The sequence below is a fragment of the Methanoculleus frigidifontis genome (assembly GCF_030464345.1).
GTDB lineage: Archaea > Halobacteriota > Methanomicrobia > Methanomicrobiales > Methanoculleaceae > Methanoculleus_A > Methanoculleus_A frigidifontis.
Genome location: NZ_VCYH01000005.1, coordinates 161,871 through 178,087 on the forward strand (window position 1 = coordinate 161,871; position 16,217 = coordinate 178,087).

Sequence of the window (16,217 nt, forward strand, 5' to 3'; positions counted from 1 at the left end):
AATGGCCGAATCGCAAGAGATGGATACGGCGCGAAAGCGCTATGAATTCAAAAAGATGCTCGAAAGGCTCAGTGAGAAGGAAGGGAGCGGTACCGAGCTGATCACCATCTACATCCCCCCCGACAAACAGATACACGACGTAACCGCCCAGCTCCGCGATGAGTTCGGGCAATGCGCCAACATCAAGAGCAAACAGACCAGAACCAACGTCCAGAGTGCCATCTCCTCGATCCTCTCACGGCTGAAATACTTCAACCGCCCGCCCGAGAACGGGATGGCCGTCTTCTGCGGGACGATAAACACCGGCGGCGATCGGACAGATCTCCAGTGCGAGATCGTTGAACCTCCCGATCCGCTGAACCTCTATATGTACCGGTGCAGCTCGAACTTCGAGCTCGAACCGCTGCAGCAGATGCTCGAGGAGAAGGTCGTCTACGGGCTGATCGTCATCGACCGGCGGGAATCCTACATCGGCTTTCTGCGGGGCAACCGGATCGAACCCATCAGCGGCGTCACCTCGACGGTCCCCGGCAAGCAGCGGAAAGGTGGTCAGTCCAGCGTCCGTTTCCAGCGCCTGCGGTTGATTGCCATCAACGAGTACTACAAAAAGGTCGGCGAGCGGGCGAGCGAGATCTTCCTTGCCGAGAAGGACTTCTTCGAGCGGTTCAAGGGCGTGCTGATCGGCGGCCCGACACCCACCAAAGAGGAGTTCGCCGATGGCGGATACCTCCACCACGAACTCCAGAAACGGATCGTCGGGCTCTTCGACGTCGCCTACACCAACGAAAGCGGCCTTGCCGAACTCGTGGACAACGCGCAGGACGCCCTGAAGGGGATGGAGGTCGTCAAGGAGAAGACCTACATGAACCGGTTCCTCCAGGAGCTCGTCAAGGACAACGGAAACGCGACCTACGGCGAGGAGAGCGTCCGCAAGAACCTGGAGATCGGTGCGGTGGACACGCTCCTCCTCTCCGACAAACTCCGGCAGGCGCGGCTGAAGGTCGCCTGCCAGACCTGCGGGCATACCGAGGAGCGAACGGTTCGCCTCGAGCCGGGCAAGTCGCTCCGGGACATCGATCTCGGAAACTGCCCGAAGGACACGGCCCCGCTTTACATCGCGGAAGAATCGGATATCATCGACGAGCTGACACAGCTTGCAGACCAGAGCAGCACCGACGTCGAGATCATCTCCGACGACTTTGAAGAAGGAGCAGTGCTCTACAACGCGTTCGGGGGCATTGCGGCAATACTACGCTACAGGACAGGATACTGATGTTTCGGGAGAAATACCGTCAGGTTGAACGCATGCTGCAGGCATGCACGGGTGAAGAGGATGTGCTGCTGACGGGCGGAGGAGACCACGCCGACCTCGCCTCGACCGTGGCATTCAAACTGGCCAAACAGCGAAAGAAAGCGCCCCAGCAGATCGCGGCGGATCTCGCAGCAGAGATCGCCGCCCTGCCCGATCTCGGTGATATCCGGGTGGAGGCGACAGGGCCGTATCTTAACTTCCACTTCGGGGATGCGTACCTCCGCGCAAGCGTGCAGCGAGCAATCGAACCCGGGTACGGGAAACTACCCCGCCGCCCGGAGCGGGTGGTGCTCGAGCACACCAGCGCCAACCCGAACGGCCCCCTGCATGTCGGGCATATCAGGAACACCATCATCGGCGACACCCTCGCCCGCGCCTTCCGCAAAGCGGGGTATCCCCTCGAAGTACAGTACTACCTGAACGACATGGGCCGGCAGATCGCCATTGTCTCCTGGGGGTTCGACACCCTCGGGATCGAGCGGAATGAGGGCGAGAAGGCGGATCACTACGTCGCACGCGTCTACGTCGCAGCCAACCGGGCTATGGAGAAAGACCCCGGAACCGTCACGGAGATCGACCGGCGTATGCAGCTCGTGGAGCGCGGCGACGCCGAGACCGTCCAAAAGTTCCGCGCCGCCGTCAGCCTCTGTGCGGAAGGTATCAAGGAGACGCTCGCGCAGCTGCACGGCAGCCACGACCGGTTCGTCTGGGAGAGCGACTTCATCCGGATCGGCGACGTCGACCGGATCATCGATCGGATGAAGCGCCTGCCGCAGGCGCACGAGGACGAGACGTTCTGGATCGATCTCTCCGAGGTCGGGATCGAGAAGAAGTACATCCTCCGCAGGAGCGACGGCACCTCGGTCTACAGCGCTCGCGACCTCGCCTACCACACCTGGAAGGGCCGGAACTACGACCGGGTGATCGATATTCTCGGCGCCGACCATAAACTGATCGGTGCCCAGCTCTCCGCGACCCTGCCGCTCATCGGCGAAAACCCCCCGGAAATCGTCTACTTCGAGTTCGTCTCGCTGCCCGAGGGCTCCATGAGCACCCGGGCGGGCAAGTTCATCTCCGCCGACGAACTGATCGACGAAGTGACGGCAAAAGCAATGGACGAGGTGACGAGCCGTCGCCCGGAGCTTCCCGGGGAAGAACGGGCCGCCATCGCCCGGTCGGTCACCATCGCGGCGATCCGCTACGATATCGTGAAGATCATCCCGGAGAAGAGCACGGTCTTCGACTGGAAGGAAGCGCTGGACTTCGAGCGGCAGAGCGGCCCCTACATCCAGTACGCGCACGCCCGCGCCTGCAGCATCCTCGAGAAGGCCGGGGAGTTCGAGACCGCCTTCGAGTATTCGACCGAGCACGAGATAGCGCTCGCGAAGCACCTCGCCCGGTTCCCGGTCGTCGTCGAGCAGGTTGTGGCGGAGCTGCGGCCGCACCTTCTCGCTGCCTACGCCCGGGAGCTCGCCGACCTCTTCAACGCCTTCTATCACTACGATCCGGTGCTGAGGAGCGAGGACGTCACCCGGAGCAGCCGCTTAACCCTGGTCGACGCCGTCAGGAACACCCTGCAAGAATCCCTTGAAACCCTTGGTATCGATGCACTCCGAAGCATGTGACGCCCTGCGCAAACAGGGCTACCAGTTTTTCAATTCCCGCTCCTCGGCCGCCGTGAAGCCGTGCCTCTGGAACAAGCGCACCCTCAAGGGCGGGGATATGTGCTATAAAGCACAGTTCTACGGTATCGAAAGCCACCGGTGCGTCCAGATGACCCCGACCCTGCGATGCAACCAGCGCTGCCTCTTCTGCTGGCGTTCGTTCGAGCACGAGGTGACGGAAGAGGAGGAGTGTCCGCCGGAAGAGATCCGCGCAAACCTCCGGCGGCTGCAGAAGAAAGCACTCTCCGGCTACAAAGTCTCGCAGTATGTCACTGCCGAGCGCTTCCGCGAGGCGCTGGCGCCGACGATGGTGGCGATCTCCCTCTCGGGCGAACCCACCTGCTACTCACCCCTCCCGGAGCTGATTGACGGGCTGAACGACGACGGGTATACGACCTTCCTGGTCAGCAACGGCACACGGCCGGAGGTGCTCCGGCGGTGCCGCCCCTACCAGATGTACATCTCCCTGGACGCGCCCGACCGCGAGACCTATCTCCGGCTCTGCCGGCCGCAGCAGGACTACTGGGAGAACCTGCAGGAGAGCCTCGTGCTCCTCTCCGGTCGCCGTTCCGCGATCCGGGTTACGGTGGTGCGCGGCCTGAACGACTTCGCGCCCGAGCGGTATGCCGCCATGATACAGGACTCGGGTGCCTCGTTCGTGGAAGTAAAGGGTTATATGCATCTGGGATACAGTAGACACCGTCTCGAGCGCGATCAGATGCCGCAGCACGATCAGGTGCGTGCGTTTGCCGAAGCGATCGCGGAGCACTGCGATTATGAGATCAAGGATGAGAGCCCGATCAGCCGGGTCGCCTGCCTGGAGCGGATAGCATGAGATTTGACGTGGAAGAGTATCGGAAACGAGCGAAGGAGGACTTTGAACGAGCGTGGCACGAGGGGCCGCAGGTGCTGACGCCGCCGGGAATATCGGGCCGGTATCCGCACCGTGCGTATGCCCGGGCACAGCCGCACCCGATCTACGAGATCGTGCAGAAACTGCGATCGACCTATCTTTCGATGGGGTTTGACGAGGCGATCAACCCCGTGATCGTTGAGGAGTCGGATATCTACCGGCAGTTCGGGCCCGAGGCGATGGCCGTCCTCGACCGCGTCTTTTACCTCGGCGGACTTCCCCGGCCGAACGTCGGGATTGCACGAAAGCAGCTTGCCGAGATCGCGGGGATTCTGAACCGGAGCCTCGCGGAAGAGACCGAGACGGCGCTCCGCGAGACCCTGCACGGCTACAAGAAAGGGACGATCGACGGCGACGAGCTGACGCACGAGCTCGCGGTGGTGCTCGACGCCGACGACGCGACAGTTGTGCATATCATGGACGAGGTCTTTCCGGAGTTTCGCGAACTTGCGCCCGAGTCCTCAAGGAGCACGCTCCGGAGCCACATGACAAGCGGGTGGTTCCTCTCGCTCGGGGCATCCTGGGAGAGACGCCCGCTTCCGATCCGCCTCTTCTCGATCGACCGGTGTTTCCGCCGCGAGCAGGAAGAGGGGCCGACCCGCCTGATGACCTATCACTCCGCCTCCTGCGTCGTTGCCGGAGAGGACGTGACGATCGAGGAGGGGAAGGCCGTCTCAGAAGCCCTTCTCTCCGCCTTCGGGTTTACCGACTTCAAGTTCACGCCGGACGAGAAGCGCTCCAAGTACTACATGCCCGACTCCCAGACCGAGGTCTACGCCCGCCACCCGGTGCACGACTGGGTAGAGGTCGCGACCTTCGGGATGTACTCGCCCTCCGCCCTCGCGGAGTACGGCATCGGCGTGCCGGTGATGAACCTCGGCCTCGGCGTTGAACGCCTCGCCATGATTGCCTACCAGGCAGACGACGTTCGCCAGCTCACCTACCCGCAGTTCTTCCCGCAGGCGCTCACGGACCGGCAGATTGCCGGCGCTGTCCGGCTCCGCGAGGAGCCCGCAACACTTGTCGGGAAGCAGATGGCGACGGCCATACGGGAGACGGCGGCAGAGAACGCGGCTGCTCCCGGGCCGTGTACGTTCTCCGCATGGAAGGGCGAGATCGCCGGCCGGCAGGTCGAGGTCTTCGTCGAGGAGAGCGAATCAAATACGAAGCTCTGCGGCCCTGCCTGCTTCAACGAGATCTTCGTGCATGGCGGTGCGGTGCTCGGTGTCCCCGACGTTGAGAAATGGGCGCAGGTGAGGAGCGAGGGGGTATCTACCGCCATCACCTATCTCGACGCCGTCGCCGCCCTGGCCGCCGTCCGCATCGAGGAGGCGGCACGCTGTGGGGAGCCTGTGCACGTGCAGGCGAAGATGGCGAAGCTCCCGAGCGACATCAATCTCAGGATCGATGACTACGCCATGCGCTACATCACGGATACCAACAAAAAGGTCGACGTCCGCGGCCCGGTCTTCCTGACCGTCCGCTCGACTATAGGGGAGCAGACCCCGTAACGCTCTCTTTTTTCTCTTTTTTCTCAGACTTGTGTGCCTTTCCACGTTCACGCTGCTCGTCGCAGTTTGTGCACTCCCGGAGCAGTGGAAGGACGTCGCGCTGCGACGGCAGGTTGAACCGGGCTCGCGATGCAGTCTGCCCCACTTTGAGAGAGTAGTCGCTCTCGCCGAGCACCTCGAAGAGGTCCTCGTCGGTCCGGTCGTCGCCGATCGCCATGATGAACTCCCACGGCTTCTTCGCCGTCCAGTGGAGCGCTGCCCGGCCTTTGTTGATCATGGCGTTTTTGACCTCGATGACCTTGTTCCCCTCCATCACGGCGATGTTAAGGTTGGCGGTGAGGTGGAGCAGGTCGTCTTTGAGCTCTTTTGCCCGGAGGGAGCCGAGGACCGGGTCGGCCTTGCGGTAGTGCCAGACGACGGAGTACTCCTTCTCCTCGACGAACGCCCCCGGTGTCCGGTCCGCGTAGAGTTCGAGGAGCGGGAAGATCTCTTCTTTCCACTCGCTCGAGAGCGCTTCGGGCATCATCCACGCCTGCCCGCGTTCTTTGATCCAGACGCCGTGCTCGGCGATGAAGCTGAGATCGAGGGTTTTGAACCATGACTCCAGGGTATGCCGGTCGCGGCCGCTGATGACGACCACCTCGTTTTCCGGTTCGGCCGCGAGCCGGGCGAGCTGGTCCATGGCGGCACTGCTGGGCGTCGCTTTCTCGGGTTTTGCCGCAAACGGAACGAGGGTTCCGTCGTAGTCGAGGAGTATCAGGCGGTTTGCACTGCTTCCATAATCGGCAATGAGCCGGCGGCGCATCTCCGCGGTCAGGATCCGTTCCGAGCGCTTCTCCTGCAGGAGACGGGCGTCATCGAGGCGGTTGATGAAATCTGCTGCCCAGTGGGTGATGTCGTAGCGCTGAAGCCGTTTCTGCATGATCCGGTTCCTCTCGCTCTGCTCCTCCTCGGACATCGCCATTGCGGTCTCGATGGCGTCCATGACCGCATCGCGATCGCTCGGGTTGACGATGACGGCTTCGCCAAGTTCCGGCGCCGCCCCTGCCATCTCCGAGAGGATCAGGACGCCTTTCCCTTCGGTCTTCGTGGCCACGAACTCTTTGGCCATCAGGTTCATCCCGTCGCGCAACGGGGTGACGAGGGCGACATCCGCCAGTTTGTAGTTGGCGACGAGCACCTCGAACGGAAGGTAGTTGTAGAAGTAGCGGACCGGCAGCCACTCCGTCGTGCCGTACTTGCCGTTGATCCGCCCGACAAGTTCATCGATCTGCTGCTTTAACGCCTGGTACTGCTCGATGGCCGTCCGTGACGGTACCGCGACCAGGATGAGCGATACGTTCCCCTGATACTCCGGCTTCTTCTCGAGGAGCGTGTCGAACGCCTCCAGGCGGAGCGGAATGCCCTTGGTGTAGTCCAGCCGGTCGAAGGAGAGGACGATCGTGCGGTCGCCATACTGTTCCCGCGCCTTTTGGATCTCCTCCTGCACCGCAGGACTCTCTGCGGCCTCGGCAAACTGTTGGTAGTCGATGCCCATAGGAAACATATCCACCCGCACAGTCCGGTTGCCGACGGTGACGTCCCCGAGGGTGTGCTCATACCCGAGGATCCGCCGGATGCTGGAGAGGAAGTGGCGGAGATAGTCGTAGGTGTGGAACCCGACGAGGTCGGAGCCGAGCAGCCCCTCCAGGATCTCTTTGCGCCAGGGAAGAAGCCGGAAGATCTCGTACGACGGGAAGGGGATGTGCAGGAAGAACCCGATCGCGGCATCCGGGAGCTCTTCGCGGAGCATCTGCGGGAGGAGCATGAGATGGTAGTCGTGCACCCAGATGGTGTCGTCTGGCCGAGCCACCTCCAGGACTGCTTCACAGAACGACTCGTTTACCTTCTTGTAGACGTTCCAGTGATGCTTATCGTATTCGGCGAAGTGGTTGAAGTAGTGGAAGAGCGGCCAGATGGTGTTGTTGCAGAATCCGTCGTAGTAGTTCCTGATGTCGTAGGGTGAGAGGAAGACCGGATGGCACTGCTCCGCGCTGAGCGCTTCACAGATCTCGTCCTTCTCTTTCTGGTTATTCTTGCGCACGTTCACCCCCGGCCACCCGATCCAGAGGCTCTCGTACGACTTGTAGAACGATCCGACACCGGTTGCAAGCCCTCCTGCACTGCGCTGGAAGGAATATTCGCCCTTCTGCTTTGTGATGCTGATTGGCAGTCTGTTCGACACAATGAGTAATCTATTCATATTCTCCCGATCACCTCTCCTCCGGAAATGTCCCTGGTGTCTGAATAGTCTCAAAGAAAATTAAGTTTATGGGCTTTTTGGGGATCGTTTTATGGGCAATCCGTTCCGATGATACCACGACAATGACCGTTCCTTCGGGGAACGGATCGGAGTGCGGGAGTTTTGCAATCTATGGCGGTAATCGCTGTTGAAAATCTGGCCAAATCGTTCAACGGAAGTCCTGTGATCGAGGATATCTCGTTTCAGGTTTCCGGGGGGGAGGTATTCGGGTTCCTTGGCCCGAACGGTGCCGGGAAGACCACAACTATCCGGATAGTTCTCGGCCTTTTGCAACCGACGGCAGGGACGGCGAGGGTCATGGGATCGGATCTCGGGAGGAATGACGCCCTGCGGCGTTCCGTCGGGGTTCTCCTTGAGAACAACGGACTTTACGGACGCCTCTCCGCCTATGACAACCTGCGCTACTACGCAGATATCTACCGGGTAGCGGACCCCGACACGCGGATCCGCGACCTCCTCGACCTCGTCGATCTCACGGAGTTTGCAGAGAGTCCTATCGGGAACTTCTCGGTCGGGATGCAGCGGAAGATGGGGCTTGCGCGGGCGATCATTCACGACCCCGCTATTCTTTTCCTGGACGAACCGACGAGCGGCCTCGACCCGGAGGCGCAACGGCTGGTCCGCGACCTTATCCTCGATCTTTCTCGCGAGAAGAACCGCACGGTCTTTTTGAACTCGCACAACCTCGATGAGGTGCAGCGGATCTGCACGAACGTTGCCATCCTCCAGCAGGGCCGCATCCGGGCATACGACTCGGTCGAACATCTGCGGGCCTCGGAGCAGACGCCGGTCTACCTACTCACGCTTGCAGACCCGGCGGCGGCAGAGCGTGCATGCACCCTGGTGCGGGGCGTCGAGGGTGTGGGGTCGTGCTCGGTGGACGGCGATGTCGTGACCGTTTCGCTGGATGGGGCGGCCGCCCCCCGGATGCTGCGGGAACTTGTCCGCGCGGGTGTCGACCTCATTGAGGCGCGGCGGGTGACCCGCTCCCTTGAGGATGTGTATCTCGATGTCGTGCACCGGTCGGGAGGTGAGGTATGAAGGGTACAGTGACCGTCGCACGGAAGGAGATGCGGCAGGTGGTCGGCACGAAGAGCGCGGTCCTCGTCGCCCTCTTCTTCGCCGTCTGGTTCGGCGGACTCGGGGGGCCGGCAGTTGCCGTGATCGGCAGCGAGGCGGCAGAGAGCACCCTCGACACCGGCGTCTTCTATATGGGGCTCGTCATCGGCATCTTCGTCGCGTATCTCCTCTCCGGGCAGGTCTTCCTGCGGGAGAAGCAGGAGGGGATCATCGCCACGCTCCTCGTAACGCCCCTCTCGCTCCGTGAGATCTGGCTCGGCAAGGTGATCGGCGTGGCCGTGCCCGCCTACGCGATCGCCCTTGCGGGCGTCGGTGTGCTCGTCGGTGTGGCGAACATCCCGGCAGAAGCACTCCTCCTCCCGTCGCCGCCGGTGATCGTCCACCTCGTTGTCGCCGTGCCGCTCTTCATAGCCTCGGCGGTAGGATTGCTCGGGTTTATCCAGTTTCTCTTCGGGCTGCGGGAGAACCAGATCCTCAACATCGTCATCTTCGCCGGCCTCTTCTTCCTGCTCTTCTCGATGCAGGCGGTCTTCGAGACCGGCATCGCGGTCACCTGGGTGCAGGTCGGCGCGACGGTTCTCGCCGGTGCCGTACTGCTCGGCGTGACGAATCTCGCGGCAGGCTTCCTCTCGAAAGAGAAGATCGTCAGGACGATACCCTGACGTTTTCCTGCGCTTCCTTTTTCAGGTTCCTCTCCCGGCATTGCTGCATGTCTCGACACCCTCTACGGAGGCGTTAGAATTATATAACATTGTGTTATACATTTCTAACTCAGTGTTTGAAATAACCAACACGCAGTGATGACAATGCAGCGCAGACAGTCCTACCTCCTGATCCTCGGCATCCTGTTTATCCTTGCAGGCATCGCCCTTCCGTACACCGGTATCGCCACCGAAAGTCCGGCCTCGGCCTCGCTCATCTCCGCAGGCATCGCCATGCTGATCGTAACGGCCGTTACGGCCATGCGGAGCCGTGACGAGGTTCCGAGCGACGAGCGGACCAAGAAGATCGGTGCCTACGGCATCACCTACTCCTGGCTGCTCACCCTGGTCCTGATACTGATCTTCTTCTGGATCGACTACCTTGACCTTGCAGTGCTCGGGCTGCAGGCCGTCCTCGGCGTCCTGCTCTTCACGATGGTTCTCTCCGCGCGGGTCTTCCAGTGGTTTCTCTTCCGGAAGGGTGATGTGTGAATGACTGCAGCCTTCCTGCGGCGGTGACCCGATGCAGACCAGAATCAAGGAACTCCGGGCGAGGCTCGGACTCACCCAGGAGGACCTTGCGAAATCCGTTGGTGTCCGGCGGGAGACGATCGTCTTCCTCGAGAAGGGGAAGTACAATCCCTCCCTCAAACTTGCCTACAAGGTCGCACAGACGCTCGGCACGACGATCGACGACCTCTTCATCTTCGATGACGATGACCTGCAGTGACACGGCCGTGGCCCGACGTGAATGCATAGCTGGATAAAAATCTCTATCTGCTACCAGAATGGCAAAATAACGTCTCAGAAGATATTTTCAGAAAAAGTATCTGGGGGCACTACTAATGTAGTAGAGTTTAGGAAATAAACGTTACGGTATTATTCCCCGGAATTAAATCGACTATTTGATTTTTATCTGCTTTATTAAGTAATAAAATGGAAATTGGGCTTTTTATGGGTTTTAATATATTTTTATCTACGATAGGCGGTTTCATGCACGGATCGCGCACGCGAAGAAACGTTCATTCTTCTCCGCCCTGTTCGGCCGCATGTTTTTTCACGCGCCCGTTGCCCGTGACATCATCTCCCGGACTTCCGCCAGAAGCCGCGGCAGCATGGTGTTCCGGTTCTGCCGGGTGATCTCCACAAGCGCGACGTCGTTTCGGTCCCGTATCGCAGCGATACCGCCGCCGGCTTTCATTGCGATTGTTGCGATGCACGGGGTCGGGGAGTCCAGCGCCTCCCGGACGACCCTCCGGAACCTCTCCGAGCACCACTCCATCTTCCCGATCTCATCGATGACGATCAGATCCACCTCCGGGTCGCTGAACGGTACTGATGCGAGAAACGCTTCAAATCCTTCCACGTCGACCCCATAGCGGCCGACGGTGCAGGTGCTCTGCATGCCGGTGCGGGCAAGCACCCGTCTCCTGCCATCGAGGCTCACCAGCTCGAACCCGACCCGTGTGCCTTCGCTCAGAATCTCCTGCGTATAGAACCCGACCAGACGTCTGTCCCCAAAACTCTCCGCAATGCGGCGAATCAGGGTGGTCTTGCCGGCCCCCGGCCTGCCGGTGATCAGGAGGTTCTGCGTCATCGACGGATCGGAACTGCCGCGATATTCCGGTGGCAGGACGGGCAGAAGCCCGGTCCTTTTCGGTCGGTCTCTGCGATGGTGCTCGAGAAGTGCATGACGCACGCCGGGTTGCGGCAGTGGGGGAGGCCGTAGGTGTGCCCGAGTTCATGCACCGCCTCGACAAGCACCCGGTGGCAGAAGATCTTCCGGTCATCGAAAAGGCCGTAAAAGGACTGGCGGAGCCGGTGCAGCGAGATCACGGCATCTCTCTGTTTTGCAAGCCCGAAGATGAAGTTGAGGCCGGGAACGTACAGGTCGGCATCGGTGATGCCGAGTCTTCGGTCGCCGCCGGTTCCCTGTCCCAGACGGGCGACTGCGTCGAGCACGGTCTCCGCTTCGTACTGATCCCGCAGGTCGTTTCGCGCCCGCTCGGGCAGGCGCACCATCTCCCCCGTCGCCACCTCCTCCCGGAATATCCGGCGGAGCGCCTCGCGGAGATCCGGGAGAAGTCCGGGCTCAAGGTTTTCCACTGGTATCAGGATGATGCTCATCGATTCACGGATGGGCGGGGGTGGTGTTGAGAGTATCGGTCGGCAGCTTCGCCGGCCAGTCTCTCGAGCAGCAGGCGTGCCGCCTGTTTGTCGAGCGGCTGGTTGCCGTTGCCGCATTTCGGGGAGTAGATGCAGGCGGGGCACAGTACTGGTCGAGGGGGTCTCTGAAGGCGACCATGACGGCGACCGCATCGCCCCTGCGCCTGCCTGCCCGCCCCGCCTGCTGCCAGACCGAGTTCATCGTCCCGGGATACCCGGAGAGGATCGCGCCGTCGAGCGATCCGATGTCGATCCCGAGCTCGAGGGCGTTTGTTGAGACCACCCCGGCGAGGTCTCCGCGTTTCAGCGCACCCTCGATTGCGCGGCGCTCTTCCGGGAGATACCCGGCACGGTAGGAGGCGATGCTTCCTGCCCTTTTAGCGCCGAGTGCCTCCTGCGACCACCGGGTGACGGGCTCCGCCGTCCGCCGGGAGACTGCAAAACAGATGATCCGGCAGTCCTGCCGGAGCGCCTCAACGAAGAGATCCCGCGTCTCGAGGTGGGCGGACCTGTCGCGGGCTCCCTTCGCAGAGGGGTTGCTGATGACGAGGTGCTCGCCGTTCCTGACCCGCTCGATCGCTTCGCACTGGTGCGTATACAGCCGGATACCCTTCTGCGCAAGGAAGGCCGCAAGGGCGTCGGGAAGGGGGCGCGAGAGGGTGCCGTACTGCGGCAAGCGCGGTGGGATCTCTTCGATGTGGGCGATCCGGCTCCGGTATCGCGGATCCTCTGCGAGCAGGCGGACGAGGTCAGGTACTCCCATCCCACTCCTCCCGGAGGTGAGTGAAGAGGCGGGCAAGCGTTATCAGGTCCTGGTGGTTGTGCTCCACCACCGGCACGAGAGGGCCCGGGTTCCCGGTCCGGAGGTAGGCTTCGTAGAACTTGGGTACCATCGCGCTCGGGACATCGTCGCGCCGTTCGATGCCGAAGATCGCCCGCTCGAGCGCAGTCAGCCGGCAGCTCGCGACCTTCTTTCTCCAGCACCGCCGCGAGAAGTGAAGGGCATCGAAGTGCGGCATGCAAAGGTCCGCGCCGATGCCGTAGTAGGCGAGCCGGTCCTGGATGTACGGGATATCGAAGGCCCTGCCGTTGAAGGTGACCAGGCATGCACTTTCCCGTGCCAGGCGTTCGACCGCTGCAGAGAGCGCCGCCTCCTCTTCGTCGATCCCGCGGAGCAGGTACTGGCGGACGACGATCGCCGCCCCACTCATCTCTGCGACACCGATGAGAATGATCGGCCGGGAGAAGAGTCCCAGCGTCTCGATGTCCAGGAAGACGAAGTCCTCGGGGTCATGGAATCGGCTCGCCGCCAGCACCAGCGGGTGGGACGCCTGGTGCCTTCTTGCGATATGCTGCATGAGATCGGCGGTCGTCCCGAAGGCGAGCGTGCGGAGGATGTGATCGGCGTTGCTCCCATACCGCGGGTGCCGGGTCAGGTCGGTGATCGTCTGGTAGCCCACCTGCCGGAGCCGTGCCTCTGTCCGGTCGCCGACCCCACGGACAAGGGTCAGATCGCCGAGGATCGCCGCTCTGACCCGTTCCCGGTCGGCAGGCTGCATCGCGAGCGGCTCCGAGGACTCGATACCGTAGCAGGTGCCGGCATCGGTCCTCTCCTCCCTGCCGTCGAAGAGAGCGTCGAGCGGGGTGTCCCGGTACGCCGCGAGGAGCCGGTGCTGGAGCTGCCGGGCGCGGTCGTAGTCCGAGCGGAAGAGATGTGCATCATAAAACCCCGCATCACCATTCTCTCCATCGGTCAAAACCTCGTACTCACGGAGGTTCTCGACGCGCCGGTGCCACTCCCTGCCGATCTGGTCGAAGAGGCCGGCCATTGTATGGTGATTGCGTTGGTCAGGAGAGATATATGAATCCGGTCTCCGGGGCGCGAAAGTGAACGCTGAGTCTCTTCGCCTCCGGGTCGCGCATAAATATCATCGGTGCATAGTATGCTGATAATTGCCGGGGAGCGATACATGATCACACTCTTTCAGCATGGGGAGGCGGAACCGCCTGGTTTCCTGGAGCAGATCCTCCGGGAGCAGAACCTCGAGTATCAGATCGTCCGCCTCTACGAGGGCGAGGTGCTCCCTCCCGTCGACCGTTCCCCGCTGATCTTCCTCGGGGGGCGGATGAGCGTCAACGATGAGGCGGATTACCCGTTCCTGAAGGGCGAGAAGGAGCTGATACGCCGGAGCATCCGGTCAGGCGCGCCGGTGCTCGGCATCTGCCTCGGGGCGCAGCTGATTGCAAGCGCTCTTGGAAAAGCGGTGTACCCCGGAACGCCGGAGAAAGGGTGGTGCGGCATCGATCTGATCCGGAGCGACCTCCTGCCCGGATGCCCCGACCGTGCGGTCGTCTTTCACTGGCACAACGAGACCTTCGACCTCCCCGTCGGCGCCGATCTGTTTGCCTGGGGAACGCAGGTTCCCAACCAGATCTTCTCCTACAAAAGTGCGCTCGCTGTCCAGTTCCATATGGAGGCGACGCCCGGGATCATCGCCGACTGGACCGAGGAGCTGCCGCAGGATGAGCGCGACCGCATCCGTGCCGAAACCTCCCGGCACCTGCGGGGAAGCGAAGAACTCTGCAGGAGGCTTCTCGATCACGTCCTCTCAGGGGGTGCGTGACGCGTGGACGTAACGGCGCTCCTCATCGATATCGACGGGGTGCTCTATGTCGGGGACTCTCCCGTTGCGGGAGCGGACCGCACTCTCGCGTTCCTCGAGGAACAGGGGATAGCCTATCGCTTCGTTTCGAACACCACCCGCCGGTCGCGCCGCTCGGTCGCAGCGAAACTCGCCGGTCTCGGCTACGCCGTTCCCGAAGACCTGATCGTGACCTCGCCGGTCGCCGCTGTCGCCCGGATGCAGGAGCGCGGGCAGAGCCGGTGCTTCCTGCTCGCCACCGGGGATCTTTGCCGCGACTTCGAGCAGGGGGGGATCGAAGTGGCGGAGAAGGACGTGGATGCGGTCATCGTCGGCGATGCCGGCGAGAACTTTACCTACGAGAAGATGAACGCGGCATTCCGCCTGTTGCTGGAGGGTGCTGACCTGATCGCCCTTGAGAAAGACCGCTACTGGATGGGGAGTGACGGCCTCCAGCTCTCCGCCGGGCCGTTCGTTGCGGCGCTCGAGTACGCCGCCGGTGTCCGGGCAGAGGTGATGGGCAAGCCCTCGCGGGAGTTCTTCACGCTTGCCCTCCGGCAGATGGGGGCGGAGCCAGGTGAGGCTGCGATGATCGGCGACGACATCTTCACCGATATCGGAGGAGCCCGGGCTGCTGGTCTCCGGGGGGTTCTGGTGAAGACCGGGAAGTACCGCGAGGAGGCGGTCCGGCGCTCGGGGATCCGTCCGGACCTCGTCATCGGGTCAATGGCCGCCCTGCCGGAGCACCTCGCCGACGGAAGGAGGTGAGCGCAATTCTGCGGTCGAACCTGCCGCTGCCTGTGGTCTGCATCCTCCTTCTTCTCGTAGGTGCAGGCTCCGCCGGCTGCCTCGGTCTCGTCCAGCCCGCCGCCGTTCCCCCGGTGATCGTCCCGGTGGATGGAGCGACGTTCGACGGCGAGACCGCCTACTCCTTCCCGTTTGAGCAGCAAAACATCTCTATCCGGGTCGCAGTCGACCCGGCCGTCTACGCCGGTGCGAAACAGGCCGATAAGGCGATCTACCTCTACGAAGACTTCACGAAGGACGAGTGGCTGCCGCTCTATTACCGGGCGTTCGTGAATGACACCCACCAGCGATCATTCTATGCCGATCTTCTCGGAGAGCTGCGTGCCGTCCGCGACCGGGAGGGGCTCGACGACGACCGTTACCTCGAGCTGCTCACGGCCTTTGTCCAGACGATCCCCTACCGGACCGACGACCGTTTGATCGAACCGAAGTTTCCGATCGAGACGTTCGCCGACGGATACGGGGACTGCGACGACAAAAGCCTCCTCCTGGCCGGCATCCTTGCTCGCGAGGGCTACGGGACGGCCCTCCTCTACTTTGCGGAGGAGCAGCACATGGCGGTCGGGGTGAAGGCCTCCGGGTGCAATTTTTCGGGAACCGGATATGCCTACCTCGAGGTTACCAACGGAAGTTACATCGGGCTGCCGCCGCAGGAGCTCGCCGACGGGACGGAGATAGTCTCCGAACCGCTCGTCATCCCGGTGGGGGCCGCAGGCCGCGAATACGGCAGGTGCGGTGAGATCGGTGCGATCCAGGATGCCCTTCTGGCCTCGCACGCCCGTTTTACGGCGCTGGGAGGTACTATCGCGACCCATGCAACCGCACTGCAGGAGATGGAACGGCAGCTGGCCTCCCTCCGTACCGAGATCGATCGGCTGCGTGCTGCCGGGGATATCAGCACCCACAATGCCCGGGTTTCTGCGTACAACGGACTCGTGAACGAGTACAACGCTCTCTGCGGTGAATATACCCGGATGGTCGAGGACTCACAGGTGTATGCAGACATCCACAATTACATCGTCACCCACACGCACGACCGGCCGGGGACGTATCGGTTCGTGCAGGAGCACCGGTCGGTTCTTGAGGGCGTTTGAAGGGGCAGATAGGGGAACCCCATCC

At 62.1% G+C, this 16,217-nt stretch carries 16 protein-coding genes; 11 read left to right on the plus strand and 5 right to left on the minus strand.

Annotation, left to right across the window (positions count from 1 at the left end; translation table 11 throughout):
- Nucleotide 1: 1 nt before the first annotated feature.
- Genes prf1 through sepS form a run of 4 tightly spaced genes read left to right on the plus strand, consistent with a single transcriptional unit; the run spans nt 2 to nt 5,400 of the window.
- Nucleotides 2-1,273 (plus strand): peptide chain release factor aRF-1, encoded by a 1,272-nt coding sequence (gene prf1 / locus FGU65_RS09145; RefSeq protein ID WP_301664146.1) that lies wholly within the window; start codon nt 2-4, stop codon nt 1,271-1,273.
- Nucleotides 1,273-2,937 (plus strand): arginine--tRNA ligase, encoded by a 1,665-nt coding sequence (gene argS, locus FGU65_RS09150; RefSeq protein WP_301664147.1) that lies wholly within the window; start codon nt 1,273-1,275, stop codon nt 2,935-2,937. The genes prf1 and argS overlap by 1 nt, the downstream gene beginning before the upstream one ends.
- Nucleotides 2,918-3,811 (plus strand): 4-demethylwyosine synthase TYW1, encoded by an 894-nt coding sequence (twy1, locus tag FGU65_RS09155; protein ID WP_301664148.1) that lies wholly within the window; start codon nt 2,918-2,920, stop codon nt 3,809-3,811. Before argS ends, twy1 begins: the two co-directional genes overlap by 20 nt.
- Entirely contained in the window at nt 3,808-5,400 is a 1,593-nt protein-coding gene (gene sepS, locus FGU65_RS09160) for an O-phosphoserine--tRNA ligase (protein ID WP_301664149.1), read from the plus strand. The genes twy1 and sepS overlap by 4 nt, the downstream gene beginning before the upstream one ends.
- On the opposite strand, the gene FGU65_RS09165 is transcribed toward sepS, so the two are convergent.
- Nucleotides 5,378-7,642 carry a bifunctional alpha,alpha-trehalose-phosphate synthase (UDP-forming)/trehalose-phosphatase gene (locus tag FGU65_RS09165; RefSeq protein WP_301664150.1) on the minus strand — a complete coding sequence of 755 codons (2,265 nt, stop codon included), beginning with the start codon at nt 7,640-7,642 and terminating at the stop codon, nt 5,378-5,380. The genes sepS and FGU65_RS09165 overlap by 23 nt on opposite strands.
- Nucleotides 7,643-7,813: 171 nt before the next feature.
- Between FGU65_RS09165 and FGU65_RS09170 the strand changes: the two genes are divergently transcribed.
- From FGU65_RS09170 to FGU65_RS09185, 4 genes are all read left to right on the plus strand, one after another.
- Complete coding sequence (locus FGU65_RS09170) at nt 7,814-8,743, plus strand: ABC transporter ATP-binding protein (protein ID WP_301664151.1); 930 nt, start codon at nt 7,814-7,816, stop codon at nt 8,741-8,743.
- Nucleotides 8,740-9,444 carry an ABC-2 transporter permease gene (locus FGU65_RS09175; RefSeq protein WP_301664152.1) on the plus strand — a complete coding sequence of 235 codons (705 nt, stop codon included), beginning with the start codon at nt 8,740-8,742 and terminating at the stop codon, nt 9,442-9,444. The genes FGU65_RS09170 and FGU65_RS09175 overlap by 4 nt, the downstream gene beginning before the upstream one ends.
- Nucleotides 9,445-9,588: 144 nt before the next feature.
- Nucleotides 9,589-9,975 carry a hypothetical protein gene (locus tag FGU65_RS09180; protein WP_301664153.1) on the plus strand — a complete coding sequence of 129 codons (387 nt, stop codon included), beginning with the start codon at nt 9,589-9,591 and terminating at the stop codon, nt 9,973-9,975.
- 31 nt (nt 9,976-10,006) lie between these two features.
- Nucleotides 10,007-10,213: a helix-turn-helix transcriptional regulator gene (locus FGU65_RS09185; RefSeq protein WP_301664154.1), complete on the plus strand. Its 207-nt coding sequence runs from the start codon at nt 10,007-10,009 to the stop codon at nt 10,211-10,213.
- A gap of 327 nt (nt 10,214-10,540) precedes the next feature.
- On the opposite strand, the gene FGU65_RS09190 is transcribed toward FGU65_RS09185, so the two are convergent.
- Genes FGU65_RS09190 through FGU65_RS09205 form a run of 4 tightly spaced genes read right to left on the minus strand, consistent with a single transcriptional unit; the run spans nt 10,541 to nt 13,478 of the window.
- A complete protein-coding gene (locus FGU65_RS09190) occupies nt 10,541-11,080 on the minus strand; it encodes a nucleoside-triphosphatase (protein WP_301664155.1) in 540 nt (179 codons plus the stop codon).
- Complete coding sequence (locus FGU65_RS09195; RefSeq protein ID WP_301664156.1) at nt 11,077-11,610, minus strand: archaemetzincin family Zn-dependent metalloprotease; 534 nt, start codon at nt 11,608-11,610, stop codon at nt 11,077-11,079. The genes FGU65_RS09190 and FGU65_RS09195 overlap by 4 nt, the downstream gene beginning before the upstream one ends.
- Nucleotides 11,611-11,614: 4 nt before the next feature.
- The gene (locus FGU65_RS09200; RefSeq protein WP_301664157.1) at nt 11,615-12,412 is read right to left on the minus strand and encodes a helicase-related protein; all 798 of its coding nucleotides are present in this window, start codon (nt 12,410-12,412) and stop codon (nt 11,615-11,617) included.
- On the minus strand, nt 12,399-13,478 hold the full coding sequence (locus tag FGU65_RS09205) for a ribonuclease H-like domain-containing protein (protein ID WP_301664158.1): 1,080 nt from the start codon (nt 13,476-13,478) through the stop codon (nt 12,399-12,401). The genes FGU65_RS09200 and FGU65_RS09205 overlap by 14 nt, the downstream gene beginning before the upstream one ends.
- Nucleotides 13,479-13,619: 141 nt before the next feature.
- Between FGU65_RS09205 and FGU65_RS09210 the strand changes: the two genes are divergently transcribed.
- The 3 genes from FGU65_RS09210 to FGU65_RS09220 are packed head-to-tail and all read left to right on the plus strand — an operon-like array spanning nt 13,620 to nt 16,192.
- Nucleotides 13,620-14,273, plus strand: coding sequence for a type 1 glutamine amidotransferase (locus FGU65_RS09210; RefSeq protein ID WP_301664159.1), 654 nt, complete (start codon nt 13,620-13,622; stop codon nt 14,271-14,273).
- Between the two features lie 3 nt (nt 14,274-14,276).
- Entirely contained in the window at nt 14,277-15,059 is a 783-nt protein-coding gene (locus FGU65_RS09215) for a TIGR01458 family HAD-type hydrolase (RefSeq protein WP_301664160.1), read from the plus strand.
- Complete coding sequence (locus FGU65_RS09220; protein WP_301664161.1) at nt 15,056-16,192, plus strand: hypothetical protein; 1,137 nt, start codon at nt 15,056-15,058, stop codon at nt 16,190-16,192. The genes FGU65_RS09215 and FGU65_RS09220 overlap by 4 nt, the downstream gene beginning before the upstream one ends.
- Nucleotides 16,193-16,217: the final 25 nt, after the last annotated feature.

Coding starts and splice junctions, on each gene's coding strand:
- FGU65_RS09205 (WP_301664158.1), bottom strand. CDS start 13,478: ATGGCCGGCCTCTTCGACCAGATCGGCAGGGAGTGGCACCGGCGCGTC.
- FGU65_RS09175 (WP_301664152.1), top strand. CDS start 8,740: ATGAAGGGTACAGTGACCGTCGCACGGAAGGAGATGCGGCAGGTGGTC.
- FGU65_RS09170 (WP_301664151.1), top strand. CDS start 7,814: ATGGCGGTAATCGCTGTTGAAAATCTGGCCAAATCGTTCAACGGAAGT.
- sepS (WP_301664149.1), top strand. CDS start 3,808: ATGAGATTTGACGTGGAAGAGTATCGGAAACGAGCGAAGGAGGACTTT.
- argS (WP_301664147.1), top strand. CDS start 1,273: ATGTTTCGGGAGAAATACCGTCAGGTTGAACGCATGCTGCAGGCATGC.
- FGU65_RS09185 (WP_301664154.1), top strand. CDS start 10,007: ATGCAGACCAGAATCAAGGAACTCCGGGCGAGGCTCGGACTCACCCAG.
- FGU65_RS09210 (WP_301664159.1), top strand. CDS start 13,620: ATGATCACACTCTTTCAGCATGGGGAGGCGGAACCGCCTGGTTTCCTG.
- FGU65_RS09180 (WP_301664153.1), top strand. CDS start 9,589: ATGCAGCGCAGACAGTCCTACCTCCTGATCCTCGGCATCCTGTTTATC.
- prf1 (WP_301664146.1), top strand. CDS start 2: ATGGCCGAATCGCAAGAGATGGATACGGCGCGAAAGCGCTATGAATTC.
- twy1 (WP_301664148.1), top strand. CDS start 2,918: ATGCACTCCGAAGCATGTGACGCCCTGCGCAAACAGGGCTACCAGTTT.
- FGU65_RS09200 (WP_301664157.1), bottom strand. CDS start 12,412: ATGGGAGTACCTGACCTCGTCCGCCTGCTCGCAGAGGATCCGCGATAC.
- FGU65_RS09190 (WP_301664155.1), bottom strand. CDS start 11,080: ATGACGCAGAACCTCCTGATCACCGGCAGGCCGGGGGCCGGCAAGACC.
- FGU65_RS09165 (WP_301664150.1), bottom strand. CDS start 7,642: ATGAATAGATTACTCATTGTGTCGAACAGACTGCCAATCAGCATCACA.
- FGU65_RS09195 (WP_301664156.1), bottom strand. CDS start 11,610: ATGAGCATCATCCTGATACCAGTGGAAAACCTTGAGCCCGGACTTCTC.